31 protein-coding genes and 1 pseudogene are annotated in these 26,169 nt (G+C 62.5%); 20 read left to right on the forward strand and 12 right to left on the reverse strand.

The annotated features are described in order from the left end of the window. Positions 1–112 precede the first annotated feature (112 nt). Positions 113–1,159, forward strand: coding sequence for a DUF1176 domain-containing protein (locus tag NKH33_RS07070; RefSeq protein WP_352918638.1), 1,047 nt, complete (start codon positions 113–115; stop codon positions 1,157–1,159). Here NKH33_RS07070 and NKH33_RS07075 read toward each other — a convergent pair. The 6 genes and pseudogenes from NKH33_RS07075 to NKH33_RS07095 all read right to left on the reverse strand — a co-directional run bounded on the left by NKH33_RS07075 (position 1,156) and on the right by NKH33_RS07095 (position 5,483). Then, a complete protein-coding gene (locus NKH33_RS07075) occupies positions 1,156–2,073 on the reverse strand; it encodes an alpha/beta hydrolase (RefSeq protein WP_352918640.1) in 918 nt (305 codons plus the stop codon). The genes NKH33_RS07070 and NKH33_RS07075 overlap by 4 nt on opposite strands. 32 nt (positions 2,074–2,105) lie before the next feature. Further along, entirely contained in the window at positions 2,106–3,716 is a 1,611-nt protein-coding gene (locus tag NKH33_RS07080) for an NTP transferase domain-containing protein (protein ID WP_352918642.1), read from the reverse strand. Then, complete coding sequence (locus NKH33_RS07085; RefSeq protein WP_352918643.1) at positions 3,713–4,417, reverse strand: XdhC family protein; 705 nt, start codon at positions 4,415–4,417, stop codon at positions 3,713–3,715. The genes NKH33_RS07080 and NKH33_RS07085 overlap by 4 nt, the downstream gene beginning before the upstream one ends. Positions 4,418–4,423: 6 nt before the next feature. Continuing rightward, entirely contained in the window at positions 4,424–4,762 is a 339-nt protein-coding gene (locus NKH33_RS07090; protein ID WP_352918644.1) for an XdhC family protein, read from the reverse strand. Positions 4,763–4,825: 63 nt separating this feature from the next. Further along, positions 4,826–4,955: pseudogene (locus NKH33_RS33220) on the reverse strand (AAA family ATPase); the annotation flags it as partial. A gap of 33 nt (positions 4,956–4,988) precedes the next feature. Continuing rightward, the gene (locus tag NKH33_RS07095; RefSeq protein ID WP_023674737.1) at positions 4,989–5,483 is read right to left on the reverse strand and encodes a flavin reductase; all 495 of its coding nucleotides are present in this window, start codon (positions 5,481–5,483) and stop codon (positions 4,989–4,991) included. A gap of 179 nt (positions 5,484–5,662) precedes the next feature. Here NKH33_RS07095 and NKH33_RS07100 point away from each other — a divergent pair, with 179 nt between their 5' ends. Further along, positions 5,663–6,736 carry a branched-chain amino acid ABC transporter substrate-binding protein gene (locus NKH33_RS07100; protein WP_352918646.1) on the forward strand — a complete coding sequence of 358 codons (1,074 nt, stop codon included), beginning with the start codon at positions 5,663–5,665 and terminating at the stop codon, positions 6,734–6,736. 14 nt (positions 6,737–6,750) lie between these two features. After that, positions 6,751–7,770, forward strand: a complete 1,020-nt coding sequence (locus NKH33_RS07105) for a P1 family peptidase (RefSeq protein WP_352474065.1) — start codon at positions 6,751–6,753, stop codon at positions 7,768–7,770. A 46-nt stretch (positions 7,771–7,816) separates the two neighbouring features. Here the strand turns inward: NKH33_RS07105 and NKH33_RS07110 are convergent, their stop codons facing one another. Further along, positions 7,817–8,071: a DUF2171 domain-containing protein gene (locus NKH33_RS07110; RefSeq protein ID WP_352474015.1), complete on the reverse strand. Its 255-nt coding sequence runs from the start codon at positions 8,069–8,071 to the stop codon at positions 7,817–7,819. Positions 8,072–8,320: 249 nt separating this feature from the next. Between NKH33_RS07110 and NKH33_RS07115 the strand changes: the two genes are divergently transcribed. From NKH33_RS07115 to NKH33_RS07130, 4 genes are read left to right on the forward strand one after another with little or no spacing between them, the layout of a single operon-like run. Beyond that, positions 8,321–9,046 (forward strand): DUF2259 domain-containing protein, encoded by a 726-nt coding sequence (locus NKH33_RS07115; protein WP_352501595.1) that lies wholly within the window; start codon positions 8,321–8,323, stop codon positions 9,044–9,046. A gap of 11 nt (positions 9,047–9,057) precedes the next feature. After that, complete coding sequence (locus tag NKH33_RS07120) at positions 9,058–9,558, forward strand: hypothetical protein (protein ID WP_352836807.1); 501 nt, start codon at positions 9,058–9,060, stop codon at positions 9,556–9,558. A gap of 59 nt (positions 9,559–9,617) precedes the next feature. Next, positions 9,618–10,925 (forward strand): adenylosuccinate lyase, encoded by a 1,308-nt coding sequence (purB, locus tag NKH33_RS07125; protein ID WP_352918648.1) that lies wholly within the window; start codon positions 9,618–9,620, stop codon positions 10,923–10,925. Beyond that, positions 10,925–11,497, forward strand: coding sequence for an RBBP9/YdeN family alpha/beta hydrolase (locus tag NKH33_RS07130; protein ID WP_352872475.1), 573 nt, complete (start codon positions 10,925–10,927; stop codon positions 11,495–11,497). Before purB ends, NKH33_RS07130 begins: the two co-directional genes overlap by 1 nt. Position 11,498: 1 nt before the next feature. Here NKH33_RS07130 and NKH33_RS07135 read toward each other — a convergent pair whose 3' ends face one another. Beyond that, the gene (locus NKH33_RS07135; RefSeq protein ID WP_352918650.1) at positions 11,499–12,311 is read right to left on the reverse strand and encodes a VOC family protein; all 813 of its coding nucleotides are present in this window, start codon (positions 12,309–12,311) and stop codon (positions 11,499–11,501) included. Positions 12,312–12,582: 271 nt separating this feature from the next. Between NKH33_RS07135 and NKH33_RS07140 the strand changes: the two genes are divergently transcribed. Beyond that, on the forward strand, positions 12,583–13,131 hold the full coding sequence (locus tag NKH33_RS07140) for an RBBP9/YdeN family alpha/beta hydrolase (RefSeq protein ID WP_352474656.1): 549 nt from the start codon (positions 12,583–12,585) through the stop codon (positions 13,129–13,131). Positions 13,132–13,229: 98 nt separating this feature from the next. On the opposite strand, the gene NKH33_RS07145 is transcribed toward NKH33_RS07140, so the two are convergent. Further along, positions 13,230–14,003, reverse strand: coding sequence for an HpcH/HpaI aldolase family protein (locus NKH33_RS07145; protein ID WP_352918652.1), 774 nt, complete (start codon positions 14,001–14,003; stop codon positions 13,230–13,232). Between the two features lie 120 nt (positions 14,004–14,123). Then, entirely contained in the window at positions 14,124–14,444 is a 321-nt protein-coding gene (locus tag NKH33_RS07150; RefSeq protein WP_254817651.1) for a DUF1476 domain-containing protein, read from the reverse strand. Positions 14,445–14,714: 270 nt separating this feature from the next. Between NKH33_RS07150 and purC the strand changes: the two genes are divergently transcribed. The 6 genes from purC to NKH33_RS07180 are packed head-to-tail and all read left to right on the forward strand — an operon-like array spanning position 14,715 to position 18,218. Further along, positions 14,715–15,509 carry a phosphoribosylaminoimidazolesuccinocarboxamide synthase gene (gene purC, locus NKH33_RS07155; protein WP_023674725.1) on the forward strand — a complete coding sequence of 265 codons (795 nt, stop codon included), beginning with the start codon at positions 14,715–14,717 and terminating at the stop codon, positions 15,507–15,509. Positions 15,510–15,549: 40 nt separating this feature from the next. Continuing rightward, positions 15,550–15,792: a phosphoribosylformylglycinamidine synthase subunit PurS gene (purS, locus tag NKH33_RS07160; protein ID WP_352541430.1), complete on the forward strand. Its 243-nt coding sequence runs from the start codon at positions 15,550–15,552 to the stop codon at positions 15,790–15,792. Position 15,793: 1 nt separating this feature from the next. Next, the gene (purQ, locus tag NKH33_RS07165) at positions 15,794–16,462 is read left to right on the forward strand and encodes a phosphoribosylformylglycinamidine synthase subunit PurQ (protein WP_352836305.1); all 669 of its coding nucleotides are present in this window, start codon (positions 15,794–15,796) and stop codon (positions 16,460–16,462) included. A gap of 31 nt (positions 16,463–16,493) precedes the next feature. Then, entirely contained in the window at positions 16,494–17,159 is a 666-nt protein-coding gene (locus NKH33_RS07170; RefSeq protein WP_352918653.1) for a glutathione S-transferase family protein, read from the forward strand. A 2-nt stretch (positions 17,160–17,161) separates the two neighbouring features. Next, the gene (locus NKH33_RS07175) at positions 17,162–17,572 is read left to right on the forward strand and encodes a hypothetical protein (RefSeq protein WP_352918655.1); all 411 of its coding nucleotides are present in this window, start codon (positions 17,162–17,164) and stop codon (positions 17,570–17,572) included. Between the two features lie 4 nt (positions 17,573–17,576). Then, positions 17,577–18,218, forward strand: coding sequence for a Pr6Pr family membrane protein (locus tag NKH33_RS07180; RefSeq protein WP_352745675.1), 642 nt, complete (start codon positions 17,577–17,579; stop codon positions 18,216–18,218). A 14-nt stretch (positions 18,219–18,232) separates the two neighbouring features. Here the strand turns inward: NKH33_RS07180 and NKH33_RS07185 are convergent, their stop codons facing one another. Beyond that, on the reverse strand, positions 18,233–18,484 hold the full coding sequence (locus tag NKH33_RS07185) for a DUF1127 domain-containing protein (protein ID WP_352918657.1): 252 nt from the start codon (positions 18,482–18,484) through the stop codon (positions 18,233–18,235). 91 nt (positions 18,485–18,575) lie between these two features. On the opposite strand from NKH33_RS07185, the gene NKH33_RS07190 reads away from it, so the two are divergent. The 4 genes from NKH33_RS07190 to NKH33_RS07205 all read left to right on the forward strand — a co-directional run bounded on the left by NKH33_RS07190 (position 18,576) and on the right by NKH33_RS07205 (position 23,448). After that, positions 18,576–19,988 (forward strand): aminotransferase-like domain-containing protein, encoded by a 1,413-nt coding sequence (locus NKH33_RS07190; protein WP_352918658.1) that lies wholly within the window; start codon positions 18,576–18,578, stop codon positions 19,986–19,988. Positions 19,989–20,136: 148 nt separating this feature from the next. After that, positions 20,137–22,374 carry a phosphoribosylformylglycinamidine synthase subunit PurL gene (gene purL, locus NKH33_RS07195; protein WP_352918660.1) on the forward strand — a complete coding sequence of 746 codons (2,238 nt, stop codon included), beginning with the start codon at positions 20,137–20,139 and terminating at the stop codon, positions 22,372–22,374. A gap of 85 nt (positions 22,375–22,459) precedes the next feature. Beyond that, entirely contained in the window at positions 22,460–22,693 is a 234-nt protein-coding gene (locus NKH33_RS07200; protein ID WP_023674714.1) for a BolA/IbaG family iron-sulfur metabolism protein, read from the forward strand. Between the two features lie 20 nt (positions 22,694–22,713). Next, positions 22,714–23,448, forward strand: a complete 735-nt coding sequence (locus NKH33_RS07205) for a class I SAM-dependent methyltransferase (protein ID WP_352541435.1) — start codon at positions 22,714–22,716, stop codon at positions 23,446–23,448. A 2-nt stretch (positions 23,449–23,450) separates the two neighbouring features. Here NKH33_RS07205 and NKH33_RS07210 read toward each other — a convergent pair whose 3' ends face one another. Continuing rightward, positions 23,451–24,245 carry a phosphodiester glycosidase family protein gene (locus tag NKH33_RS07210; protein WP_352918662.1) on the reverse strand — a complete coding sequence of 265 codons (795 nt, stop codon included), beginning with the start codon at positions 24,243–24,245 and terminating at the stop codon, positions 23,451–23,453. Between the two features lie 163 nt (positions 24,246–24,408). Between NKH33_RS07210 and grxD the strand changes: the two genes are divergently transcribed. Both grxD and NKH33_RS07220 read left to right on the forward strand, forming a co-directional pair. Next, a complete protein-coding gene (gene grxD / locus NKH33_RS07215) occupies positions 24,409–24,744 on the forward strand; it encodes a Grx4 family monothiol glutaredoxin (RefSeq protein ID WP_023674712.1) in 336 nt (111 codons plus the stop codon). A 207-nt stretch (positions 24,745–24,951) separates the two neighbouring features. Beyond that, complete coding sequence (locus NKH33_RS07220; protein WP_502897046.1) at positions 24,952–26,151, forward strand: multidrug effflux MFS transporter; 1,200 nt, start codon at positions 24,952–24,954, stop codon at positions 26,149–26,151. Positions 26,152–26,169 lie beyond the last annotated feature (18 nt).

The raw sequence follows: 26,169 nt of genomic DNA on the forward strand, positions 1-26,169 counted from the left end.
ACGCGGCCCGACTGCCGAGGGCGAGAGGTAGCGCTTTCGCAGGCGATTGTTCAAGCGTCACCACGCCGCCGCAATCGATATGATAGGATTTTTCATCGAGTGGAGGTTCCCGATGAGACGCGCCTTGTTCGCAGCGACCGCTTTTTTCTCCCTTGCCGCTACTAGCCAACCGGTGCTCGCCGCCGACGCGCCTTACATAGACGACAGGTCGGATGCCGAAGCGGTCATCCGGTCGCTCTACAGCGCCATCAGCCGGCACGAGTTCGCGCGCGCCTGGGACTATTTCGGCGACACCAAACCGGCTAAGGATTTCAACTCCTTCGTCAAAGGCTATGACGGCACCGACACGGTCGAAGTCAGGACCGGCGGCGTATCCGAAGACGGTGCTGCCGGCAGCATCTACTACAGCGTTCCCGTCGCCATCCGGGCGACGGCCAAGGACGGCAGCGAAAATGTCTTTGCCGGTTGCTATACGCTGCGCCAGATCAATGCCTCGATCCAGGAACCGCCATTTCGCGCAATCTTCATCGACAAGGGTGCGCTGAAACCGTCAAAGGTCGATTTCGAGGATGCCGTGCCGGCAAGCTGCGGCGAAGGACCGCCGCCGAAGAAGGACGCAGCGCTTGAGCAGGCCAAGAAGGCCTTCGCAGCGACGTATGGCGACCAATGCGACAAGGACATGCCCGGCGGCGATCCGCGAGGAGAGCCGGACGCCTACTCGCTCCGCTACAAGGATGCGGGGGCGGCCGAAAACGAGCCCGAACGCGAGACACGGCTGTTTCGCTTTTTCTGCTCGATGGCCGCCTACAATGAGAGCGCAGTCTATTACATCTACGACGACGTATCGGGCGTCCGGCAATTGCAATTCGCGTCACCGGAACTCGATATTCGCTATGAGAACAACAATAGCGAAGGCAAGGTCGAGGGCATCAACATCATCGGCTTCCAGACCGACGACCAGTTGGTCAACTCCGAATATGACGAGGCCACCAAAACGATTTCATCCTTGAACAAGTGGCGCGGCGTCGGCGACGCCTCGTCGGCCGGCACCTACCTGTTTCGCCACGGCAATTTCTCGCTGGTGCAGTATGAGGTCGATGCCTCTTATGACGGCGAGATCAACCCGCAGACCGTGCTCGACTACAACACCGCGCCCTAAGGGACCTTCGATAACATCCAGTTGAGCGTGCCGCGCCAGTCGGTCATGCGGATGGGCGTGCCGTGCGTGCCAGTCTCGAAGCGGACGAAGCGGGTCGGATAAGTTTTCGATTTGGCCAGGATGGAGCGGAAGAAGGCTTCCTGTTTCTCGATTGGAAACACCGGGTCCTTGCTGCCCTGGCCGAAGAAGACCGGCACACGACGCTTGAAGGCGGGGCTTGAGAAGAAACTCTCGTCCCATAGCGAGCCGAGCAGCAGCAGCCCGTCGATGCGCCCGCCGGTGTCCTTGCGGGCGCCCAGCTTCCAGCACAACGCGCCGCCCATCGAGCCGCAGGCGACGAAGATTTTTGCGCTCGGCGATTGTTCGGCATAGTGGTTGATCAGCGCGGCGATCTGGGTGGCACCGGTGTCGCCGAAATCGGAAAAATCCGGCGACAGGTAGAGGCCGCCATTGCCGGCCATCAGGTTCTTGATACGGTTGAAATTGCCGCCGAAGGTGAAGTCGTCGGTGCCCTGCTTACGGCTGCCGCCCTGCCCGTGCAGATAAAGCACGATGATGCTGGCGCCCCCGGTCTTGCCGACGGCGATGTGGCGGACATCGCCGGCATCGGTCTTCAGCAACAAATCCTGCTGCACCTTGCGCACACCGGTATCGGTGTATTGCGCATGCACCCGGCGCTCAGGCACTTCGTCGCGGGCGTTGATATCGCGCAGCTCACGATAATCGATGACCGTATAGGCGCCGCTGTTTTCGGATGAGAGCATGACCGGATAGGCGAAGAGATCGTCCTTGAAGGGTTTGAGTTCGAGAGCGTTGGCGTAAGTGGCACAAAAGAGCGACCAAAGAATCGCGATCAGAAGGGCCGGGAGGCCGGAGGGGGGCAAGCGGAACCGGAGGCAGGAACGAAAGGCCATCCCGCAGCCATGCGTTTTTCGGCTTCGGTTTGTCAATCCTGCAGCACGCCGCCGGCGCTTTCCAGCGCCTCGCGCGTGTCGACATCGACGGCTGCCCCTTCGCCGATCTCGACATCGATGACGTCGAGCCCTTCGGCCTCGACCAGATGGCGGGCACCGGTATCGCCTTCGAGGTGAGCGATCGCGGCGAACAGCGAGCGCGGCAGCAGCACCGGGTTGCCGCGCCGGCCATCATGAGCGGCGCGCACCACCGATCGCCCTTCGGACTTGCGGAACGCCTCGATCAGCCTGTCGAGGTCGGCCGAGGCGACGCCGGGCATATCGCCGAGGACAATCATGGCGCCGGCGGCGTCGCCGGAAATCTTGGCGATGCCGGCCTTCAGCGACGAAGACAGACCCTCGCCGAAATCCGGATTGTCGGCGAGGGTCACATCGAGGCCAGACAGTGCACTGCGCACGCGCTCGCTCTGGTGGCCGGTGACGACGATGGTGGCCGCGGCTTTCGAACCGACCGCGCGTTCGGCGGTGCGGCGGACCAGGGGCTTGCCATCGAACAGTGCCAAGAGCTTGTTCGGCCCGCCCATGCGGCTGGAGCGGCCAGCGGCCAGAAGCACGATCTCGATCTTTGGTTCGGCTTTGGCCGGCAACGGCTCGCGCGGTTGCGGCCGCGTCGGAATTTCCATCAACAGCCCGCCGACACCCATGCCGGCAATATCCCTGGCGGTCACGTCGAGACCGGCGATCAGCCGGTCGAGCACCCAGTCGAAGCCGTTCTCCTTGGGACTGCGGGCGCAGCCCGGCGCACCGATGATGCGCTTGCCGCCGAGTGTGCCGAGCACCAGTAGATTGCCGGGATCGACCGGCATGCCGGCGCGGATGACAGTGCCGCCTGCCTTTTCGATCGCAGCGGGAACGACGTCGCCGAAATCGGCCATCGCCGAGGCGCCAAAGATCACCACCATATCGTTGTCGCGGATCAGCGAGGCCGCAGCCTCGGCGACGGGGATAATTTCATGCGGCGTTCGACGCTCCGCCGTCAGCCTGCCGCCCGAACGCGCCAGGCGCGCTTCGGTGACGCGCAGCGTCTTGTCGAGCACGCTGGGTTTGATGCCGGGCAGCACCGTCTGGATGACGCCGACGCGCACCGGCTGATAGGCGTTGACCGCAAACACCTCGCCGCCGGCGCAGATCCTTACCACGGCATCGACCAAAGCGGAGGCGACCGCAAACGGAATGATCTTCACCGTTGCTACCATCTGAACTTTTTCGACCGGCGCATGCTGCGCGAGCGTGGCGATGGTGATCGTCGGATCGACGGCGTTGATGGCGTTGATCATCGCCGCGTCGACGGTGAACATGCCGGCAGCCTGCGCGTGCAGGTTGACCCTGCCGGTCGCGGCGGGCTTCGCCTCGATGTTGCGATGGATCATGGATGCGGCGATCTTTTCGGCAGCGAGGTCCTCGCTGAGATCGTCGGGCGCCAACACCGCCGCTACGACCTCGGAAATGCCAGCGGCCTTCAACAGGGACACATCCCCGGCGCTTAGCCTGTGCGCCTTGCGGAAGCGGCGCTCTCCGACCGTGGTGGCGTGCGCAAGCACTGCCCCTTCGGCCGTATCGATCGCAACGGGACCAAATTTCACGCGACCGCGCCTTTGGATTCGAGGCCACGGGAGCGAAAGGCGTGGATCGCTTGCGCCAACACCGCGACGGCGATCTCGGCCGGGCTGGCGGCGCCGATGTCGAGGCCGATCGGGGCATGAATGCGGGCGATCTGGTCGGCGGTCGCTCCCGAAGCCAGCAGGCGTTCCACACGTTTGGCGTGGGTCTTGCGGCTGCCGAGCGCGCCGACATAAAAGCAGCCGGCGTCGAGCGCCGCCTTCAGCGGGAAATCGTCGATCTTCGGATCGTGGGTGAGAGCAGCCAGCGCCGTATAGCTATCGAGCGGCTGACGCGTCAGCACATCCTCTGGCCATTCGGCATGCAGCGCGATATCGGGAAAACGATCGGGCGTGGCAAAGGCCGTGCGCGGATCGATGATCTCGACAGGATAGCCGGCGATCCTGGCCATCGGTGCCAGCGCCTGGCTGATGTGGACGGCGCCGATCACCACCAGGCGCGGCTGCGGCAGATGTGCGTTGAGGAAGAAGGTCCGTCCCTCAGCTTCGACCGAACCGGAATTGCCCGTGCGAAATGCCTTGGCGATGGCCGCCCCGAGTTCGCCGGCTACCCGGTCGCCCTCGCGCACGACACGGTCGCGGCCGTCGCCGAGATCGGTGACCAGGATTGCCGCGCGGCGGGCGCGGCGTTCGGCGTTGAGTGTCTTCAGCGCATAGGGATCCATTCGAGATCAACCCAATCTTTCTACATAGACCTTGATGCGGCCGCCGCATGACAGGCCGACTTGCCAGGCGGTCTCGTCTGCGACGCCGAATTTGAGCATTTTGGCCGTGCCGCTATCGATAACATCGACCGCCTCGGTCACCACGGCGCCTTCGACGCAGCCGCCCGAGACGGAGCCGTGGAAATTGCCTTCGGCGTCGATGACCAGGTGGCTGCCGACCGGGCGCGGCGCCGAGCCCCAGGTCTCGACCACGGTGGCAATGGCGACATCCTTGCCGTCCTTCATCCAGCCCTCCGCGATGATCAGCGGGTCGCGGGCCTCATCGAGATAGATACTGCGTTCCATGATTTTCTCCCTGGGAGACATGTGGTTATGCGACGCGCTTCACGCCAGCCTTGATCCACGGGCGCGCGTCGACCGAACGCATAAAAACAGCACGGTTGCCAGCGACCGGTCCGCCACATAATCCGCACGGGTTAACAGATCGAGCGTCTCGTCGATCATCCGCGGCGCCGGACGCGGTTTTCAACTCGGTCATTCTGTCTTCGCGGGCGCGGCCATCTGAAAGCCTCTACAGAGCGTGGTAGCCGCGGTTGTGATAGATCAGCGGCCGCAAATTATCGCCGATGCGCAAACCTGTAACCTTGCCAAAAAGCACACGGTGGGTGGCCAGATCCTTGGAGTCGATCAGTTCGCAGTCGAAGACGGCGAGCGCGCCCTTCAGCGTCGGCGCACCGGTCGAGATCACATCCCATTCGGCCAACGCGAAACGCTCCTCGACCGGCAGGCCGGTAATGCCGGAAAAGGCGATCGACAGCGGCTCCTGATCCGAAGCCAGCGTGTTCAGGGCAAATTTGCCGTTTTCCACGAACGGCTCGTTCTTGGGATTTTCACGATTGAGGCAAACCAGGATGGTTGGCGGCGTGTCCGACACCGAGCAGGCCGCGATCACCGTCGCGCCGCGCCTGCCGGCAGGGCCATCGGTGGTGACTACATGCACATGGCCAGCAAAATGGGCCATCGCGTCGCGGTAGGCCTGCGGCCCGATGTCATTCTTCTTCAGCACCGATGATTTTCCACTAGTCAGAACCAACCGTTATATATGGGGGGATATTGCAGGCCACAAGCGAAGTGCTTGACCTATATCCCGAATTCGCGTGTTGCGCCAAAGCTGGCCAGCCTTTAGGTCTTGACGGCATTGGCGCCGGCAACCACGCGACCGGCGTGGAGGAATTCTTCGCTCGCATGCGACCTTGGACAACCACGATAGCGGTGCTGGCCTGGCTCTCGGTCGCCTGCAGTGCAAATGCCGAGACGCTGCTGGTCGGCGTCGCGGCACCTTTGTCGGGGCCGTCGGCGATCCTCGGCAAACAGATCGAGGCCGGCGCGACAATGGCGGCTGAAGCTGACGGTACCGAGATCAGGACGATCGATGACGCCTGCACGGCCGACGGTGGCGCCGCCGCCGCGCGGGAGTTCACCGCGGCCAAGGTCAACGTCGTCATCGGGTTTTTGTGCACCGACGCAATCGAGGCGGCTCTGCCGATCCTCAAGGATGCCGGCATACCGGTGATCACCGTCGGCGTGCGCACGGAAAGCCTGACCGACCGGCGCGCCAAGACCGGATGGCCGATCTATCGTCTCGGGCCGCGCGGCGACGACGAGCGCAATGCCGTCGCTGCCATCCTCACCCGCCTATGGCAGACCGAGCTGTTCGCCATCGTCGACGACGGTACGATCTATGGCCGCGAAATGGCCGAGACATTTCGGGCAGCCGCCGAGCAAGCGGCGCTGAAGCCGGTTTTCGTCGACACGTTCCGGCCGCAGCTCGATAACCAGATCGGCCTGATCGGCCGACTTAGGAAAGCCGGCGCAACGCATGTCTTTGCCGGCGGCGACGGCGATGATGTCGCCATTATGGGCCGGGATGCTGGCCAGCTAAATACCGGCATGGTGTTTGCCGGCGGCGAAGCGTTGCGCGCGCCGCTCGGCGACGTGGCTTATGCCGACGGCACGCTGATGATCGCGCCGCCCGAATGGGCCGATGTCGCCGACCCCAAGGTGCTGCAGAGCTTTGCCGGACAAAACATCGTGCCGGAAGGTTACACGCTGCCCGCCTATGCCGCGGTCGAGATCGCCAAGTCGGCTTCAGCATTGACGCAAAGCTCCGGCGAGAGGCTGGCCAACGTGCTGACCGCGCATGACTTCACCACGGCGATCGGACCGATCCGCTTTGACGAAAAAGGTGACCTGACGCAAAATCCTTATCGAGCCTTCCGTTTCGACGGCGGCCGTTTCGTGCCGGCGGAGAGCCAATGATGTCCAGCACAGGGATGTTCCATACGGGTCCGCGCAATCTCATCACGGACGTCGCCGGCCTGCGTGTCGGCAATGCGGCGAATGCCAAGCTGAAATCCGGTGTGACCACCGTCATCTGCGACGAACCGGCCGTGGCCGGCGTGCAAATCCTGGGCGGTGCGCCGGGCACCCGCGAAACCGACCTGCTCGAGCCGCACAATTCGATCCACGCCATCCATGCCGTGGTGCTTTCGGGCGGGTCGGCTTTTGGCCTCGACGCCGCGTCGGGGGTGCAGGCGGCATTGCGTGAAAGGGGCATCGGCGTCGAGGTCGGCGGCTTTCGCGTGCCGATCGTGCCGGCGGCGATCCTGTTCGACCTGCGCAATGGCGGCGACAAGGATTGGGGCCGGTATCCGCCTTACCGTGACCTTGGCTACGAAGCCGCGCAAGCCGCCGCGATAGACTTTGCGCTCGGCACTGCCGGCGCAGGTAGCGGGGCTTTGAGTTCCGGCCTGAAGGGCGGGCTCGGCTCGGCCTCGACAGTGCTGGACAGCGGCGTCACCATCGGCGCGCTCGCCGCCGTCAACCCGACCGGCTCGGTGACGGTCGCAGGGACCCGCCATTTCTGGGCGGCGCCGTTCGAGATCGGCGACGAGTTCGGCGGGTTAGGCTATCCCCACCCGATGCCTGACGATGCCAGAAAGGTCCTGCTGAAGTTCCGTGACAAGCATGCGGCAGAACAGGCGGAAACCGGCGCCAACACGACCATCGCCGTGATCGCCACCGATGCGGTACTCACGAAGGCCGCCGCCAAACGTCTGGCGATATCGGCACATGACGGCTTTGTCCGTGCCATTTGGCCGACACACACGCCCGCAGACGGCGATCTGGTCTTCGCGCTGGCAACGGGCAAGAGCGGCATTGAGCTCGCACCCAACGATGCCGTCGATCTCTACGCCGCGGCCGGCGCCACGATGGCACGCGCCATCAGCCGCGGCGTCTTTGCCGCGACGCCGGCCGAGGGCGATCTGTTCCCGGTCTGGTCGTCGCGCTGAACGCGCAAGGCTCATTCGGGTGAGCCGTAGTCAGACTGGATTATGATCAGGTGGGTTCGGATTTTTCTTCCTCGAACGTGACCGCAACATCCGAGTTTGCCGACAGCCGCACCTTCTGGCCCTCGACCTCGGCGACAAGGCTGAGAGGAATGAAGTGGTGATGGCCCCTGTGAGCGCCCTCGCCGCTGTCGCGCTTGGTCAGCTTTATGCGATCTCCGTCAACCTTGTCGACGGTACCGACATGGACGCCGTCGGCGCCGATCACTTCCATACGTTCGCGAATCTTGGCTGCATCAATCATTGGGGGTCTCCCTTAGAGCGCCGCGCGTCCCTTTGAACGCGCAAAGGACGCTCTAAACATTTTTGAATCAATGCATCGCGCCTTCCGAAAATCGATCCTGATTTTCGGAAGGCACGATGCGGTGAAGTTGCCGACAATAACAAACGACGGCCGGATTGGATGCATCGACTTTGTGTTTCAGTCAGCACGATCTTTTGACGGCATCGTGATAGGAATTTGAGGGCGTCGACCGTCGGAATGGAAAGCCCCATGCGAAATCTTGCCCTGTTTGCAGTCTGCCTGCTTGCCCCGCTTGCAACTTTGGCCGCCGCCTTCGCAGGCGATGTCGCCGAGCTTGAGATCCTCGGCTTCAGCAGTGATGGCGGGGTCTTTGCCTTCGAGGAATACGGCGTCCAGGACGGATCGGGATTTCCCTATGCGACACGCTATTATATCGACACGGCCGACGACAGTTTCCTGAAGGGCTCGCCGATACGTGTCCGGCTCGACGACGAGAATGCCACGGTGGCCGCAGCGCGGCTGCAGGCCCGGCAAAGGGGCGAAGCGATCGTCAGTCAGGCGGAACTCACGGCAAATCGCGGCATCACCGCCGGCTTCAACCCGGTGACCGAGCTTTCTGCCGATCCCTTCCGCATGGTGGTCAATCCGCGCCCGATCTTCTCGCCGGTCGACGATCCGCTCGAGTTCCGGCTCGACCAGATCGGCATGAATGACACCGAACGCTGCCAGAGCCAGGGCGAGATCAACGGCTTTCGCCTGCTGCGCATCGAGGCGAAGGATGGCGGCCAGACGAGGATCATTCACGAGGACAAATCGATCCCGCAAAGCAGAGGCTGTCCGAATGGCTACCAGATCGGCGCGGTTCAGACATTTTCGCTGGATAGCCTCAGCGCCTATGCCGTGCTGATCGCGGTGCGCCAATACGGCTTCGAAGGGCCGGACTATCGCTGGATCGCGGTAACCGGTCGCCTGTGACGTTCCCCGCCATGCGCTATCGCGCTCTGCGCCGTCTCCGCCGTGCTCTGCCGTCGCTGCGCACCGCATTTGCCGGTGCCTTGCTGTGGGCGGCAGCGATGGGCGCCAGCGCGCTGCTCAATCTGCTGCAGTACGATTGGGAGACCCCGGCAAAGATCCGCTTCGTCTCGCTGCTTTATGCTGCCGGCGGTGCGCTGGCTTTCCCGATTGGGCTTCTCCTGGCGCGGCTCGTCTCGCTCGGACGCCACTGGGAGATCGCCCTCGCTGCCGCCTTCGTTTGCCTTCTCGCAGCGACGATCGCCGTCACCGGCGGCCTCTTTGGGCTGCAATACCGCTCCTACTATGTCCAATGGCATGCGCCTGCGTTCACCATCACCTGGATTTTCCAGTTCGTGTTCACGATGTTGACGGCACTCTATCAGTTCGTCGTCCTCGGCATCCGGCTGTATTTTCCGCTCGGTTTCGTTGCACTCGCTGTCGCCAGTGTCTGGTTTGCGCGCCAGCAACGTTGAGCATTTTGCCTGCCTCTGTTAGGACGCGGGCAAATGCTCTCACAAGTCAGGACCGACTGATGATCCCTCGCTACTCCCGGCCGGAAATGGTGGCCATCTGGTCACCCGAAACCCGGTTCCGTAATTGGTTCGAGATCGAGGCCTACGCCTGCGACGCATTGGCCGAGCTCGGCGTCATCCCGAAGGAGGCCGCCAAGACCATCTGGGAGAAAGGCGGAGCGGCGAAGTTCGACGTCGACGCCATCGACGAGATCGAGCGCGTCACCAAGCATGACGTCATCGCCTTTCTCACCCATCTTGCTGAATTCGTCGGGCCGGATGCCCGCTTCATCCACCAGGGCATGACATCCTCCGACGTTCTCGACACCTGTTTTGCCGTGCAGCTCACCCGCGCCAGCGACATCCTGCTGGCCGACATTGACGGGCTGCTTGCGGCGCTCAAGCGCCGCGCCTTCGAGCACAAGGACACCATCACCATCGGCCGCAGCCACGGCATCCATGCCGAGCCGACCACCTTCGGCGTCAAGCTGGCGCAGGCCTATGCCGAATTCTCGCGTTGCCGCGAGCGGCTGGTGCACGCACGCGAGGACATCGCCACCTGCGCCATCTCGGGTGCGGTCGGCACCTTCGCCAATATCGACCCCTATGTCGAAGAATATGTGGCCAAGAAACTCGGACTGAAGCCCGAGCCGGTGTCGACGCAGGTGATTCCGCGCGACCGCCATGCGATGTTCTTCGCCACGCTCGGCGTCATCGCCTCGTCGATCGAGCGGCTGGCGATCGAGGTGCGCCATCTGCAGCGCACCGAGGTACTCGAAGCAGAAGAGTACTTTTCACCCGGCCAGAAGGGCTCGTCGGCGATGCCGCACAAGCGCAACCCGGTGCTGACCGAGAACCTCACCGGCCTTGCCCGCATGGTGCGCTCCTTCGCATTGCCGGCAATGGAGAATGTGGCGCTCTGGCACGAACGCGACATCTCGCATTCCTCGGTCGAGCGCATGATCGGGCCCGACGCGACGGTGACGCTCGATTTCGCGCTCTCACGCCTGACCAGCGTTGTCGACAAACTGCTCGTCTACCCCGACAACATGCTGAAGAACATGAACAAATTCCGTGGCCTTGTGCATTCGCAGCGCGTGCTGCTGGCGCTTACGCAAGCCGGTGTTTCGCGCGAGGACGCCTACCGGCTGGTGCAGCGCAACGCCATGAAGGTGTGGGAGCAAGGCGCTGATTTTCTTGAGGAACTTTTGGCCGACAAGGACGTTGTCGCAGCCTTGCCCGAGGCCGAGATCCGCGAGAAATTCGACTTGGGCTATCATACCAAGCACGTCGATACGATCTTTAGCCGAGTGTTTGGAGAAGCCTGATGATTTCGTCGGCCGGAGATTTCGATTTCCTCGCCCTGCCCGGGCGCGGCAATTCCGGGCCGGATCATTGGATGTCGCATTGGTGCCGGGTGTTCCCCAATTCGAGCCGCGTGCTGCAGGCCGAGTGGGACCGGCCGAAGCCTGAAGACTGGATCGGCCAGTTGGATGCCGCGGTGGCCGCCGCACCGCGCCGCGTCGTGCTGCTTGCGCATTCGCTGGCGGTGGCGACGGCGGTGAAGTGGGCTGCCGGCGCCAGTCAAAGCCAACTCGACAAGGTCGCGGCGGCATTCCTGGTTGCCGCGACCAATGTCGAGGATACCGATCCCTCATTCGACGCGGTGCGCCCGTTCGCGCCGATGCCGCTGAAGCGCCTGCCCTTCCCGGCATTGGTGGTGGCGAGCCGCAGCGACCCACGCGTCACCTTCGACAAGGCGACCGCCTTTGCCGCCGCCTGGGGCGCAGATGTCGCCGATGCCGGCGATCTTGGCCATATGGGAAACGAGGCCGGCCTCGGCGTATGGCCAGCGGGCCTGCTCATGCTTGGCCGCTTGTTCGAAAAAGCAAACCTCTAACCTACGCCTTACCGGGAACCGTCCTTATCACCGTGCCCCACGGATCCTCGCGGGTGGTCTCGCTTGCGGCATTGTCCGAACGCATCTCGACCCAGGCCAAGCCGGAGCGGGCGGGATCGCGGCGACCGGCGCCCGCGCTCTGCCACGCATTTGCGCCAATGTGGTGATGATAGCCGCCGGACGACAGGAACACCGCCGCGCCACCGTACTTTGCCACTGTGTCGAAACCGAACTCCTGATGCCACCATGCTTCGGCTTCTTCCGGCCTGCCGACCCGCAAATGGACGTGGCCGATAATGCTGTTTTCCGGCGCGCCCTGCCAGCCGGCGTCACCGGCCGGCACTTCGGCAATGACCGACGGAATGTTCAGCCGCTCCGTCGCCATCGCGATCTTGTCGCCATTCCATTTCCAATCCTGGGGGCGGCGGTCGGCATAGATCTCGATGCCGTTGCCTTCCGGATCGGTCAGATAAAGAGCCTCGCTGACCAGATGGTCGGATGCGCCCTCGATGCCGATCTTACCGGCGATGGCGTGATTGATCCAGCGGCCGAGATCGGCCCGGCTGGGTAGCAGGAAGGCGGTGTGGAAAAGACCGGCGCCGCGCGGGTCATCGGGTTTCGCAGCCGGATCCGCTTCGATGTCGAGCAAAGGGCGATTGACTGCGCCGAGCGTAATCGTGCCGCCGGAGCGGGTCAGTTCCTGCAAACCGACGACTTTGCGATAGTAGGCAGCGAGATTTTCTGCATCGCGCGCCCGCAAGCCGACACGGGCAACGCTGACCGGGGTCGTCGCGGCAAAAGGCAGTTCGCTCATCAAAGTGCTCCGTTCAGCCGGCGCTCGACAAGCTTCCAACGAAGGAACCCGGCGCCATCAATCATTCTACGCCGTGTCCGTGCCAAAATCTCGGAACAGCCATTCTTTCTCAGCGACAGATCGTCGATCGCGATCGTTCACACAAGAGCGCAAGAAGCGAACATGGTGTTCACAATAGCGAGCAGAACCGGGCTGATGAGAGGCCGTTTGCGTGTCGCTGTTGAGTTCATACCCGGTTGCACCCGACAGCGCCTCTCGCTACATGCGCGCCATGAAAGTCAGGGAAGCAGATATTCTCATCGTGCCGGGCTACACCAATTCCGGCCCCGATCATTGGCAGAGCCGCTGGCAGTCGAAACTATCGACAGCGCGCCGCGTCGAACAGACGGAATGGTCGAAGCCGGTGCGCGAGGATTGGACGGCCGGTGTCGCCAAGGCGGTTAACGAGGCCGAGCGGCCGGTCGTCATTGTCGCTCACTCGCTTGGCGTCGCCGCGGTCATCCAGGCATTGCCTCGGTTCGAGCGACCGGTCGCCGGCGCTTTCTTCGTGGCGCCGCCCGATGTCGCCAACCCTGAGATAAAGCCGAGGCACCTGATGACCTTCGGCCCCTACCCGCGTGACCCGCTGCCATTTCCGTCGGTGGTGATCGCAAGCCGCAACGACCCGTTCTGCGCCTTCGGCGTCGCCGAGGACATTGCCGCGGCGTGGGGCTCGCTGTTCATCGACGCCGGCGATGCCGGTCATCTCAACGCGGATTCCGGCTTCGGCCCATGGCCCGAAGGTTCGATGACGTTCGCGAAATTCCTGACGGATCTCTAGAGCGGTTCATCGTTTCACGGAAACGGCGAACCGCTCTATCTCTTTGTTTTGACGCAATTCCGGACGGAAAACCGTTTCACACTTTTCCTGGAATTGCTCTAGGAAGCGATCGAATCCCTGACGCTGCTCAGCAGGGTCTTTGCCCCAAGCGAAATCAGCGAATGCTCGGAACCCAACGCCAGCAGCCGGTAGCCCATCGACACCACGCGACCGGCAACGGCCGGTTCCATCACATAGATCGCCGCATGCTTGCCGGCCTTGCGGGTGCGCTCGGCGATCGAGGCGACGGTCTCCATCATGCTCTCCAGCGTCGAACTGACGGTGGTCCCCTTCGACCAGGCGATCGAGAAATCCGACGGGCCGAGGAAGATCCCGTCGATACCCGGCGTGTCGAGAATGCCGTCGAGTGCATCAAGCGCGGCGCGCGTTTCGACCATGGCGAACGCCATGGTGCGCTGGTTGCTGTCGCGCAGCCAGTCGGCATAATCGCCCTTGCCAAGGCGCGGAAAAGCATAGGTGGGACCCCAGGAGCGCTCGCCGAGCGGCGGGTATTTCATGGCGGCGGCAAACAGCTTTGCGTCCGCCACTGAATTCACCATCGGCGCAATCACAGCCTCGGCGCCGAAGTCGAGCGCGCGGCTGGCCATGTCGAAGCGGCCGACCGGGATGCGCACCAAAGCCGGCTTGTTGGCGGCCAGCACCGGCACAAGCCCGCGCAGCACGCTGTCCTCGTGATGGCCCCCATGCTGCATGTCGAGCGTAACCGCGTCGAACCCTTGCCTGGCCAGTATCTCGACCGTCAAGGCATCCGGCACGCCGGACCATGCGGTGAACAGCGTCTCGTCGACCGCAAGGCGTGACTTCAGGGACATTGGCGATTTCCTCTTTGCTTGCAGCAATTCAGCCGGAAATGACCGCAAAGGCAAAGAAAAACCGCGCGGTTAGGCCGGGCGGTCGATTGGTCCAGCATTCGATCGGTACCGGCTGAAAAATCAGGTGTTCTTGATCTGCTCGATCGCCTGCGCCATCAATTCATCCATGGTGCGGCGGATCTGATGGTCCGACTGGTCGATGCCCGCCGCATCGAAATCCTTGCGTATCTTGCGGAAAACGTCGTGATCGCCGGCTTCCTCGATGTCGCTGACGACCACTTCCCTGGCATAAGCGTCGGCATCGGTGCCGGATTTGCCGAGCTTTTCGGCAGCCCACAGGCCGAGCGCTCTGTTGCGGCGTGCCGCAGCCTTGAACCGAAGTTCCTCGTCGAATGCGAATTTGCGCTCAAAGCCCTCTTCGCGGTCTTTCATGCTGCTCATGGCATCCCTCCGTGAAATCCGATTCGTTGTGCCAATATGTGTTGCCGGAGCACAAACCAAAAGGGCGCGGGCCGGTCAATATGCTACATTGCTTGCTGCGCTGCGGCATTTCGGTGCCCGAAAGCGGTTGATTGAAAGGATTTGCCGATTGAGCAAACAGTGCGATTGGGATAGACACCGGCATTGAACCCCACCGTCGCCATCTTATTTTAGGCAGACGGACAGGAACTGGTCGCTTGCCGCCTGCCCGCAAATCCAGAGAAAAATCAGATGAAAAATCGCCGCCGCATTTATGAAGGCAAGGCCAAGATCCTTTATGAGGGACCGGAGCCTGGCACGCTGATCCAGTTCTTCAAGGACGACGCTACCGCTTTCAACAAGAAGAAGCATGAAATCGTCGATGGCAAAGGCGTGCTCAACAACCGCATTTCCGAGCACATCTTCAACCACCTCAACCGGATGGGCATTCCGACGCACTTCATCCGCCGGCTCAACATGCGCGAGCAGTTGATCAAGGAAGTCGAGATCATCCCGCTCGAAGTGGTGGTGCGCAACGTCGCCGCCGGCTCGCTGGCCAAGCGCCTGGGCATCGAGGAAGGCACCGTGCTGCCGCGCTCGATCATCGAATTCTATTACAAGGCCGATGCACTCGACGATCCGATGGTATCGGAAGAGCACATCACCGCCTTCGGCTGGGCGAGCCCACAGGAGATCGACGATGTCATGGCGCTGGCCATTCGCGTCAACGACTTCCTTTCCGGCCTGTTCATGGGCGTCGGCATCCAGTTGGTCGATTTCAAGATCGAATGCGGCCGCCTGTTCGAAGGCGACATGATGCGCATCGTCGTCGCCGACGAGATTTCGCCGGATTCCTGCCGGCTGTGGGACGTGGCGACGCAGGACAAGCTCGACAAGGACCGCTTCCGCCGCGACATGGGCGGGCTGGTCGAAGCTTATCAGGAAGTTGCCCGCCGACTCGGCATCATGAACGAGAACGAGCCGCCGCGCCCAGCCGGGCCGGTGCTCGTCGCATCGACCGACGGTGTCAAAGGCAAGCCGCACTGATGGCTTGCCCGCTCAACAGATGAACAGGAACATGTCCAGCGTGATCAAGGCCCGCATTACCGTAACCCTCAAGAACGGCGTGCTAGACCCACAAGGCAAGGCAATCGAGCATGCGCTGTCCGCAATGGGTTTCGGCGGCATCGGCCAGGTGCGGCAAGGCAAAGTTTTTGATATCGAACTTGCCGAGAGCGACAAGGCCAAGGCCGAAGCGGATCTGAAAGCCATGTGCGACAAGCTTCTGGCGAATACGGTGATTGAGAATTACGCGGTGGAGATCGCCTGAGGTGAAATCAGCCGTCGTCCTGCTCCCCGGCCTCAATCGCGACCGCGACATGATCGCGGCGCTGACCAAGATTTCCGGCACGCCGCCGGTCACCGTCTGGCAGACCGACACCGACATTCCCGATGTCGACCTGATCGCCATTCCCGGCGGCTTTTCCTTTGGCGATTATCTGCGCTGCGGCGCCATTGCCGCGCGCATGCCAGTAATGCGGGCTGTGGCCGAAAAGGCGGCCAAGGGCGTCACGGTCATCGGCGTCTGCAACGGCTTCCAGATCCTGGTCGAGGCCGGCCTGCTGCCGGGCGCATTGATGCGCAATACCTCGCTGAAATTCGTCTGCCGTCAGGTGAAGCTGCAGATCGCCAACGCCAACACGATGTTCACCCGCCGCTATCAGCCGGGCCAGATCATCCGCGCGCCGGTGGCGCACCATGACGGCAATTATTTTGCCGATGCCGAAACGCTGGCCCGCCTCGAAGGCGAAGGCCAGGTGGTGTTCCGCTATGCCGTAGGCACCAATCCCAACGGCTCGATCAACGACATTGCCGGTATCGTCAACGGCCGCGGCAATGTGCTCGGCCTGATGCCGCATCCCGAGAACCTGATCGAAGCGGCGCATGGCGGCAGCGACGGCCGGGCGCTGTTCGAAAGCGCGCTGGGCATCGCCGCTTGATGCCTTCAATTTTCCTCCTGGAGCGACGGTCATGAAACTCTATTCGCGGCCGTTGTCGCCCTATTCGTCGATCGTGCGGGCGTTGGCCTACATCAAGAACGTGCCGCTCAAGCTCATTGTACCGCCGCCGGGGTTTCCCATCCCCGAGGCATTTCGTGCGATCTCGCCGCTCAACAGGATTCCGGTGCTGATCACCGGTTCCGGCGAAACGATCGTCGAATCGGTAGTCATTGCCGAATATCTGGAGGAGCGTTTCCCCGAGCCGGCGCTGCTGCCCAAGGATACGAAAGACCGGGCGTTGGTGCGCATGTTCGCCCGCATCACCGACCTCGACGTGCTCGCCCCGACCATGAAGCTGTTCGAACTCTATTTCGTGCCGCAGCGCAATGAGGCGGAGATCAAGGCACAGTTCGCCCGATTGCATCACGGGCTTGCGGCAATCGAGGCCCGCATGGCGCATGGCCCGTTCGCGCTCGGCGACGACATCTCCTTTGCCGATGCGTGGTTGACGCCGACCCGGTTCGTCTTCAACAATTTCAGGACAACGATCGGCCGCCCCGATTTGCTTGACGCCTATCCGAAATTCGATGCCTATGAGCAAATCGCCTTGCAGCATCCGGCGCTGTCGCGCGTCTGGGGTGAGATGACAGACGGTCTGAAGATCTTTCTGTCCGAACTCGAGATGGGCGCCGCTTGAACATGAGACCGACGACCACGCGCCTCGCCCTCGCCGCTTCCGCCGGTCTTGTACTCGCCTCCTGCCAGTCAGGCCCGAAGAGCGCGCCGGCGCCGGCGGGCAAGAGCGCGTCACTGCTTGCCATTGAGCAGGTGGCAATAGCTGCCCACAAATGCTGGATCGCCAGCAAGGACCCTGCCTTCAAATCGTACCAGATGGCCAACGAGCTGAATTCGTTCAGCGGCACGCCGCGCTTCCTGCTGGTGCCGGCCAAACATTATGGTGGAAAGCCGTTGCTGGTCGTGCAGGCGCAAGGCAATTCGAGCCGCGTCGACGTGTTCGGCCCATTGATGGCGGAACCGCTCGGCGCCCGCATCGGCTCGGACATTGCCCGCTGGCAGGCGGGCAATCCGGGCTGCGGCGCTGCTGCCTAGCCCAATGGGTCGCGTGCTGCAGATCACCGGTCTGGTCGTCGGCCTGGCCGGGCTCGTCCTGCAACTCTGCATCACCGTCCCGGCATCAATGGAAGCCGGCCGCGGCTTTGCCGGCTCGCTGGTCTTCTATTTCAGCTTCTTCACCATCCTGACCAACATCGGCGCGGTGCTCGTCCATGCCTCGTTGCTGTCGTCGACGGGTTATGCCTGGTTTCCGGCCTTTGCCGCGCCACGGATGCGGGCGGGCGTAGCCGTCGCCATAACGCTGGTCCTCATCGTTTATGCAACGGTCCTGGCGCAGCTTTGGCAGCCGCAAGGGCTGTTCCTGCTCTGCGATGTGCTCCTGCACTATGTGACGCCGGTGTTGTTCGTGCTGTGGTGGCTTGTGGCAGGCGCCGACGGCTCGACGCGGTGGCGCGACATCTCCTGGTGGATGATCTATCCGATCGCCTATCTGGCCTACGCGCTGCTGCGGGCGCCGATTGCCGGTGAAGTGCCCTACCCGTTCCTCGATCTCGCCAAGAACGGCGCGACCAGCGTCGCCGTCTCGGCTCTGGCCATCACCGGGCTCTTTCTGATGCTGTGCATTGTGGCGGTGCTTGTGGACCATGGTGTCACGCGGATCAGGGCGGCGGACATCCGCTAAAGCGCTCGAACGCATCAGTCCCAGAACGGCCTCAGACCTTCACGATGGGCATCGCAGCGCGAAATGCCGATGTCCTTGAGCTGGGTGTCGGTCATCTCGAGCAGGACCAGCCGGCTGCGCCGGCGATCCATTAACCCGTCAATCCACCTCGCGAAGGATCTGAGCGTACGTACCACCCGACTGACATAGGTTGGCCTGCCCGGCGGGCGCGCCACTTGCACCTGCAATTCAACTGCCGCGTAGCGGATTGTCTCGATTGTACCCATTTTCTTTCTGCCAAGATTGCAATTGTGCCTTTCGTACGGCCCGCTTCATATGTATTGACTCCCATTTCGGTGCAATGTAAAAATTGTCACCATGACAACTTGGCTTCCAGACCTGACCGCCCGCACCGGCCCGCTCTATCAGCGGCTTGCCGATTCCATCGAGACGGACATCGACCGCGGCTTGATCGGTGCAGGGGCAAAGCTGCCGCCGCAGCGCGATCTGGCATACGACATCGGCACGACCGTCGGCACGGTCGGCAGGGCCTATCAATTGCTGCGCGAGCGGGGATTGGTCAGCGGCGAGGTCGGCCGCGGAACCTATGTTATCGCTCAACAGTCGGAGAGCGCAAAGGCGGATTTCCTGGGGCCGGTCGAACAAGGCACGCGCTATATGGATGCGCCTGGCGACAAGCTGCGCTTCGATAGCACGGCCGCACCGGACGTCGGCCAGGGTGCCATCGTCGCCGACGTGTTGACACGCACGGCGCAAGACCATCCGCATGAGATTTCAAGCTATACGCGTGATTTCCCGGACCGCTGGTTCGAAGCCGGCAGGCGCTGGCTGTCGCGCAATTCCTATCGCCCGGCGGTAGATGCCATCGTTCCCACGCTCGGCACCCACGCCGCGGTGATGGCAACCATTGCGGGGCTCACCGCCCCCGGCGACTATGTCGTCTTCGAGCACCTCACCTATTCGCAGATCTCGCGCAGTGCCGGCCTGATCGGTCGCCGGACCGCACTGGTGGCGACTGACGACGAGGGCATCGATCCCCAGGATTTCGAGCGCGTCTGCGCACAAAAGCACCCGAAGATGATGTTTTTGATGCCGACGGCCAAGAACCCGACGCTGACAACGCTGTCGGCATCGCGCCGCGAGGCAATCGCGCATGTCGCCCGTCAATATAACGTCGTCCTGATCGAGGACGATCTCTATGGCGGACTGACCGATGACCCAACGCCTTTAATGGCCGAATATGCTCCCGAACGGACCATCGTTGCCGGCGGCCTGTCGAAATCGGTTGCGGCGGGTGTTCGCGGCGGCTGGCTCGCTTGCCCGCCGGCCTATCGTCACCGCATCCGGGTTGCCCACAAGATGATGACGGGCGGCCTGCCCTTTCTGCTGGCGGAGGTGGGCAGCCGGCTGGTGCTGTCCGGTCAGGCCGCTGAGGTGCGCAAGCGCAGCATTGCCGAGATCGGTGCGCGCATCGCGATCGTGCGCGAGACACTCGACGGCTTCGATTTCAAGGCGCTGGATAACGTGCCGTTCGTCTGGCTCACTTTGCCGGACCCATGGCTTTCCGGCACTTTCAAGCAGGCCTGCCTCGAACATGGCGTGCTCATCGACGACGAGGACGAGTTCAAGGCAGGGCGTTCCGAACAGGCCTTTCACGGCGTACGGTTTGGCATCTCGCAACCGCGGCAGCGGGACGATATCGCGCACGGCGTCGCGGTAATCCGGCGGCTTCTGGACGAGGGCCGCGCCGGCTACGACAGCTTTTCCTGAACCGGCTTGAAACCGGCGGGTCGAGTGGCGATCTTTCGCTACTTGCGGTCAGCTGTTGCTTTCCATCGTTTTAGTCATCCAACGGGGTGTATCGGCTGCGACGCTTGCGATAAGACGGGACTCGATCTCAAGGACACAATTGCCGATCATGACCATTTCCAATTCCGTGCCGATCACTCCTGAACTCATTGCCGCGCACGGGCTGAAGCCCGACGAGTACCAGCGCATCCTCGACCTGGTCGGGCGCGAACCGAGCTTTACCGAACTTGGTATTTTTTCGGCGATGTGGAACGAGCATTGTTCTTACAAATCCTCGAAGAAGTGGCTGCGCACGCTGCCGACCACCGGGCCGCAAGTCATCCAGGGCCCGGGCGAGAATGCCGGCGTGGTCGACATCGGCGACGGCGACTGCGTCGTCTTCAAGATGGAGAGCCATAACCACCCCTCCTATATCGAGCCCTATCAGGGAGCTGCGACCGGCGTCGGCGGCATCCTGCGCGATGTCTTCACCATGGGCGCGCGGCCGATCGCGGCGATGAACGCGCTGCGCTTCGGCGCGCCGGACCACCCCAAAACCAGGCACCTCGTTGCCGGTGTCGTTTCCGGCGTCGGCGGCTATGGCAATTCCTTCGGCGTGCCGACAGTCGGCGGCGAGGTCAATTTCGACGGCCGCTACAATAGCAACATCCTGGTCAATGCCTTTGCGGCGGGGCTTGCCAAGACTGATGCGATCTTCCTGTCGGAAGCCAAGGGTGTTGGCCTGCCGGTGGTCTATCTCGGCGCCAAGACCGGGCGCGACGGTGTCGGCGGCGCCACCATGGCCTCGGCCGAGTTCGACGACAAGATCGACGGGAAGCGGCCCACCGTGCAGGTTGGCGATCCGTTCACCGAAAAATGCCTGCTCGAAGCCTGCCTCGAACTGATGGCGTCCGGCGCCGTTATCGCCATCCAGGACATGGGTGCCGCCGGCCTCACCTGCTCGGCGGTCGAGATGGGCGCCAAGGGCGACCTCGGCATCGAGCTCGATCTCGACAAGGTGCCGGTGCGTGAAGAGCGCATGAGCGCCTATGAGATGATGCTTTCGGAGAGCCAGGAGCGCATGCTGATGGTGCTGCGCCCCGAAAAGGAAAAACAGGCCGAGGCGATCTTCCACAAATGGGGCCTCGACTTTGCCATCGTCGGCAAGACTACCGACGATCTGCGCTTTCGCGTGCTGCACCAGGGCGACGAGGTCGCCAACCTGCCGATCAAGGATCTCGGCGATCAAGCGCCGGAATATGACCGTCCCTGGGTCGAGCCGAAGAAGCCGGCGCCGCTGGCCGGCGATGCACCGCAAGCCGATGTGGCCGACGCACTGCTCAAGCTGCTGAGCGGACCGGACCTTTCCTCGCGCCGCTGGGTCTGGGAGCAGTACGACACGCTGATCCAGGGTAATTCCCTGCAGCTTCCCGGCGGCGACGCCGGTGTCGTGCGCGTCGATGGCCACCCGACCAAGGCGCTCGCCTTCTCCTCCGACGTGACGCCGCGCTATTGCGAGGCCGACCCTTACGAGGGCGGCAAGCAGGCGGTTGCCGAATGCTGGCGCAATCTTACCGCCACCGGCGCTCTGCCGCTCGCGGCCACCGACAACCTCAATTTCGGCAATCCGGAACGGCCGGAGATCATGGGCCAGCTGGTTGGTGCTGTGAAAGGCATCGGCGATGCCTGCCGGGCGCTTGGCTTTCCGATCGTCTCCGGCAACGTCTCCCTCTATAATGAGACCAACGGACAGGGCATCCTGCCGACACCGACCATCGGCGGCGTCGGTCTGATTGCCGACTGGTCGAAAATGGTGCGCATCGGCTTTGCCGCCGAACGCCAGATGATCGTGCTGGTCGGCGCGCCGACGATATGGGGCTCGCATCTTGGCCAGTCGGTCTATATGCGCGACATCTTTGGCCGCGCCGACGGCCCGCCGCCGCCGGTCGATCTCGGCCACGAGAAGCGGGTCGGCGACCATGTGCGGGCACTGATCGCCTCCGGTGTCGTTACCGCGGCGCATGACGTTTCCGATGGCGGCATCGCGGTAGCGCTGGCCGAGATGGCGATGGCCTCCGGCATCGGCGCGACCATCCCCGGCCTGATCGGCACAGATCCAATCCCCGTCTGGTTCGGCGAGGACCAGGGCCGCTATCTCTTGACGCTGTCGATCGACCCGCAGAGCGAGCAATGGGACGCCATTCGCGAACAACAAAACAAGCTCGGCGTTTTTGCGCCGTGGATCGGCTCGACCGGCGGCAGCGACCTGAAGCTGGGCGAGGCGCGTGCGATACCGGTCAGCGAATTGACCGCCGCCCACGAATCCTGGTTCCCTCGCTTCATGGCAAATGAGGTCGTGGACCCGTGATGTGATCGAGTGGGCCCTTTCCCTGTGGTTCATCCGCCATTTCGACCATATCTATGAGATCACGACCTGAACAAGGAATCCTCATATGGCAATGGACGCCCACGACATCGAACGGCTGATCAAGGAAGGCATTCCCGACGCCAAGGTGACGATTCGCGACCTGGCCGGCGACGGCGACCATTATGCGGCTGAGGTTGTGGCCGAAAGCTTTCGCGGGAAAAGCCGGGTCCAGCAGCACCAGATGGTCTATGACGCGCTGAAGGGCAATATGGGCGGCGTGTTGCACGCGCTTGCCCTGCAGACCAGCGTGCCGGACTAATTCTACGCAAGCGGGAAGTCATGGCCAAAGGCGACAGCGATCCGGTTGCAGTCAGTGCCTATGCTTCCTTCGCCGAGCGCTATGACGCGCTGGCGCCGATCAAGCCGCACAACGCCCTTTATGAACGGCCAGCCTCGCTGGAGTTGCTGGGCGACGTGACGGGTCTGAACATACTGGACGCCGGTTGCGGCTCCGGTATCTGCTCGGAAAAGCTGGCTGGCTCAGGTGCGCGGGTAAGTGCCTTCGACATTACGCCGGAAATGCTGGCTCTGGCACGTCAGCGATGCGCTGGGCTCGATGTCGATATCCGGCTTGGCAACCTCGAAAGGGCTCTCGACTGGCTCGCGGATGGCAGTTTCGACCGAATACTTTGCTCGCTGGCGCTCGACTATGTCGAAAAACTGGAGCCGGTATTCGCTGAGTTTCATCGCGTGGCCTGCCCGGGCGGCTGGCTGGTGTTCTCTATGGGCCATCCAATGCGCGACTGGCAGGACACGCGCACGCGCGGGACGAAAACCTATTTTGAAACGAATCGCTGGGGCATGTATTGGGGAGGTTTTGGGGAGCCCAAGCCCTATGTCGAATCCTATCGCAGGCCGCTCGGCGATATCCTCAACGGGCTTGCCGACACAGGCTGGACGCTCGATCGTTTCGTCGAGCCGGTTCCCGCGCCCGAGATGGAAATGGTCGACTCCAGGCATTTTGCCGAACTGAGTTTGGCGCCGGCATTCATATGCGTACGTGCGCATAAATAAATTCACCTTTTCGCCGACACGGCGATGATCGGCCCGACCGGATAGCTTCCACCCACAATCATCCGCTCGCCGTTCGACAGCGCCGAAACGACCCCGTCGAAGAAAAGCGCGTTGGGACAATCGAGCACATCTCGAAACAGTCGCGCGAAGCTGCCGAGGCTGACCTCAGAGCGCGAGATCGCCAGCACGACAGTGTTTTCGTCACGCACGCCGATGCCATTGCGGATATAGCGCGATGTGCCGTTTTGCTCGAAGCGGGGATGAAGCCGGCCGTCGATCACCAGCATCGGGCCGGATTGCGTGGCAAACATCACGTCCAGTCTGGTCGCAGCATAGGCGCTTGTCTCCATGACCGCCGCCTTGCCGTCCTTCCGGACCAGGAAGACGCCATTCGGTTTCAGGAAGAAATTCCCTTCGCTGTCGGCGACGTTGATCGGCGCCTTCTCCCGGCCGTCTTCGACGAGAAGGCCGACCGGAGTCAGGTCTTGGTGATACATGCCGGCGTTCATGGCGAGCAGCACCGGCCGGCCATGATCCGCCATCGCCTTGTCGAATTTGTCCAGTGAACCGAAAGCCTTGCCGTCAAGGCCTGCGTGGAACACACCGATGTCATAGTGGCGCAGATCGATTTCGCAGACGACATAGGCGACCGCCTCGAAGCTCGCGTCGCGGCACGGCGCCGGTAATTCACCGCCGACGACGAGAGATGGCTGTCTCGGCGACCTGGCCCACCAGATCAAGGACAGTGCGGCGACCAGAACGGCGAGGACGAACCCGGCGAGATATCGTCTTTTCATCGCGCCTCGGGAAAGATGGTGGCCAACGCTCTTGGCCCAAGATCAGACGTTCCTTTGCGCCATTTGCATGGCAAGGCGGCAAACACCTTGTTTCGCGCAACCCATGGGTTTATTTGAAGGGTAATGTTCGAGCCTGACTCCCACAGGCATGAAAGGGTATTCCATGAGCGGCATCAACGACTACATCGACAATGAAGTGAAGGGCAACGACGTCGTTCTCTTCATGAAGGGCACGCCCGGCTTCCCGCAATGCGGATTTTCCGGCCAGGTCGTGCAGATCCTCGACTATATCGGCGCCGACTATAAGGGCGTCGACGTGCTGACGTCGGCCGAACTGCGGCAAGGCATCAAGGACTATTCCAACTGGCCGACCATCCCGCAGCTCTACGTCAAGGGCGAGTTCGTCGGCGGCTGCGACATCATCCGCGAGATGTTCCAGGCGGGCGAATTGCAGACCTTCCTCGTCGAAAAGGGCGTCAGCGTCAAAGGCGCCGCCTGACTTCTGTTTCTGCGTATGACCTTCCGCCTGCGATTTTCGGGGGTCATGCGCTAAGCGCCGGGGCAGCCCCCACCTTGGCAAAAAGTTCTGCCCGCTATCGGGCAATCAACGAATGGATGCGTCGGCCAGCCGGCGCATTTTCGTTTGAGGATCGGACTGGCCTTGGATCAGCAAGCACAAGCGCAGCAAAAGGCAAGCACCTTGCCCATTCCGCGCTGGGAATTCATTGCGCTGTGCGCGGCGCTGATGGCGCTCAATTCGCTTGCCATCGACATTATTTTGCCGGCGCTGCAGCAGATCGGCGCTTCGCTTGGCATCGAAAATGAAAACCACCGGCAATATGTGGTCACCGCCTATATTCTTGGCTTTGGCGGCGGACAGCTGTTCTTCGGACCGATCTCGGACCGCTTCGGGCGCCGCGCGCCGCTTGTCGCAGGGCTGGTGATCTACGTCCTGGCGGCCGGCGCTGCGGCAATCGCCCCGTCATTCACCACGCTTCTGCTATGCCGGGCCGTGCAAGGCATCGGTGCGGCGGCGACGCGCGTCATTGCCGTCTCGATCGTGCGCGATACGTTCGACGGAAGGCGCATGGCCGAAGTCATGTCCTTGATCTTCATGGTGTTCATGGCCATTCCGGTGGTGGCGCCCGGTATCGGCCAGTTCATCATGCTGTTTGCGACCTGGCATGTGATCTTCGTCACCATGGCAGCCGGCGCGCTGATCGTGTCCGCCTGGTCGCTGCTGCGCCTGCCCGAGACACTACACCCCGAATATCGCCGGCCGCTGACGCTGTCCTCCATCATCGGCGGCTTCCGCATCGTTCTCACCAACCGCATCGCGCTCTGCTACGCCTTTGCCAGCACCTTCATCTTCGGCGCCATGTTCGGCTTCATCGCCTCGGCCCAGCAAATCTATGTCAGCGTATTCAATGTCGGCGAGATGTTCCCCGTCATCTTCGCGGGGGTTGCCGGCGTACTTGCTTTTTCGAATTACCTCAACTCGCGCCTCGTCGGCCGCATCGGCATGCGCCGCCTGTCGCAAAGCGCGTTGCTGCTGTTTCTGGCCATCAGCCTTGCCTGGCTGGTCGTTTCCATCGAAATAAAGATGCCGCTCTGGCTCTTCATTACCTTCTTTGCCTGCGCCATGGTCCCGTTCGGCGCGCTTGGCGCGAACTTCAACGCGCTTGCCATGGAGCCGCTGGGGCACCTGGCCGGCACTGCATCGTCGATCCTTGGGTTCATGCAGACATTTCTTGGCGGCATTCTCGGCACGCTGATCGGCCAAGCCTTCAACGGCACGGTGACGCCGCTGGCCGCCGGGTTCTGCAGCGTGTCGGTGGCGGCGCTGCTGATGATCCTGCTGGCCGAGCGCGGCAGACTGTTCCAGCCGCATAACCCGCCGGTTTAATGCACATTGCGCGTGCGC

Source organism: Mesorhizobium sp. M1182 (assembly GCF_040318335.1).
In the GTDB taxonomy this organism is placed as follows: Bacteria; Pseudomonadota; Alphaproteobacteria; order Rhizobiales; family Rhizobiaceae; genus Mesorhizobium.

Excerpts from the sequence above, each read along its gene's own strand:
- NKH33_RS07070 (WP_352918638.1), top strand. The coding sequence starts at position 113 with ATGAGACGCGCCTTGTTCGCAGCGACCGCTTTTTTCTCCCTTGCCGCT.
- NKH33_RS07075 (WP_352918640.1), bottom strand. The coding sequence starts at position 2,073 with ATGGCCTTTCGTTCCTGCCTCCGGTTCCGCTTGCCCCCCTCCGGCCTC.
- NKH33_RS07085 (WP_352918643.1), bottom strand. The coding sequence starts at position 4,417 with ATGGATCCCTATGCGCTGAAGACACTCAACGCCGAACGCCGCGCCCGC.
- NKH33_RS07090 (WP_352918644.1), bottom strand. The coding sequence starts at position 4,762 with ATGGAACGCAGTATCTATCTCGATGAGGCCCGCGACCCGCTGATCATC.
- NKH33_RS07100 (WP_352918646.1), top strand. The coding sequence starts at position 5,663 with ATGCGACCTTGGACAACCACGATAGCGGTGCTGGCCTGGCTCTCGGTC.
- NKH33_RS07105 (WP_352474065.1), top strand. The coding sequence starts at position 6,751 with ATGTTCCATACGGGTCCGCGCAATCTCATCACGGACGTCGCCGGCCTG.
- NKH33_RS07110 (WP_352474015.1), bottom strand. The coding sequence starts at position 8,071 with ATGATTGATGCAGCCAAGATTCGCGAACGTATGGAAGTGATCGGCGCC.
- NKH33_RS07115 (WP_352501595.1), top strand. The coding sequence starts at position 8,321 with ATGCGAAATCTTGCCCTGTTTGCAGTCTGCCTGCTTGCCCCGCTTGCA.
- NKH33_RS07120 (WP_352836807.1), top strand. The coding sequence starts at position 9,058 with ATGCGCTATCGCGCTCTGCGCCGTCTCCGCCGTGCTCTGCCGTCGCTG.
- purB (WP_352918648.1), top strand. The coding sequence starts at position 9,618 with ATGATCCCTCGCTACTCCCGGCCGGAAATGGTGGCCATCTGGTCACCC.
- NKH33_RS07130 (WP_352872475.1), top strand. The coding sequence starts at position 10,925 with ATGATTTCGTCGGCCGGAGATTTCGATTTCCTCGCCCTGCCCGGGCGC.
- NKH33_RS07135 (WP_352918650.1), bottom strand. The coding sequence starts at position 12,311 with ATGAGCGAACTGCCTTTTGCCGCGACGACCCCGGTCAGCGTTGCCCGT.
- NKH33_RS07140 (WP_352474656.1), top strand. The coding sequence starts at position 12,583 with ATGAAAGTCAGGGAAGCAGATATTCTCATCGTGCCGGGCTACACCAAT.
- NKH33_RS07145 (WP_352918652.1), bottom strand. The coding sequence starts at position 14,003 with ATGTCCCTGAAGTCACGCCTTGCGGTCGACGAGACGCTGTTCACCGCA.
- NKH33_RS07150 (WP_254817651.1), bottom strand. The coding sequence starts at position 14,444 with ATGAGCAGCATGAAAGACCGCGAAGAGGGCTTTGAGCGCAAATTCGCA.
- purC (WP_023674725.1), top strand. The coding sequence starts at position 14,715 with ATGAAAAATCGCCGCCGCATTTATGAAGGCAAGGCCAAGATCCTTTAT.
- NKH33_RS07170 (WP_352918653.1), top strand. The coding sequence starts at position 16,494 with ATGAAACTCTATTCGCGGCCGTTGTCGCCCTATTCGTCGATCGTGCGG.
- NKH33_RS07175 (WP_352918655.1), top strand. The coding sequence starts at position 17,162 with ATGAGACCGACGACCACGCGCCTCGCCCTCGCCGCTTCCGCCGGTCTT.
- NKH33_RS07180 (WP_352745675.1), top strand. The coding sequence starts at position 17,577 with ATGGGTCGCGTGCTGCAGATCACCGGTCTGGTCGTCGGCCTGGCCGGG.
- NKH33_RS07185 (WP_352918657.1), bottom strand. The coding sequence starts at position 18,484 with ATGGGTACAATCGAGACAATCCGCTACGCGGCAGTTGAATTGCAGGTG.
- NKH33_RS07190 (WP_352918658.1), top strand. The coding sequence starts at position 18,576 with ATGACAACTTGGCTTCCAGACCTGACCGCCCGCACCGGCCCGCTCTAT.
- purL (WP_352918660.1), top strand. The coding sequence starts at position 20,137 with ATGACCATTTCCAATTCCGTGCCGATCACTCCTGAACTCATTGCCGCG.
- NKH33_RS07200 (WP_023674714.1), top strand. The coding sequence starts at position 22,460 with ATGGCAATGGACGCCCACGACATCGAACGGCTGATCAAGGAAGGCATT.
- NKH33_RS07205 (WP_352541435.1), top strand. The coding sequence starts at position 22,714 with ATGGCCAAAGGCGACAGCGATCCGGTTGCAGTCAGTGCCTATGCTTCC.
- NKH33_RS07210 (WP_352918662.1), bottom strand. The coding sequence starts at position 24,245 with ATGAAAAGACGATATCTCGCCGGGTTCGTCCTCGCCGTTCTGGTCGCC.
- grxD (WP_023674712.1), top strand. The coding sequence starts at position 24,409 with ATGAGCGGCATCAACGACTACATCGACAATGAAGTGAAGGGCAACGAC.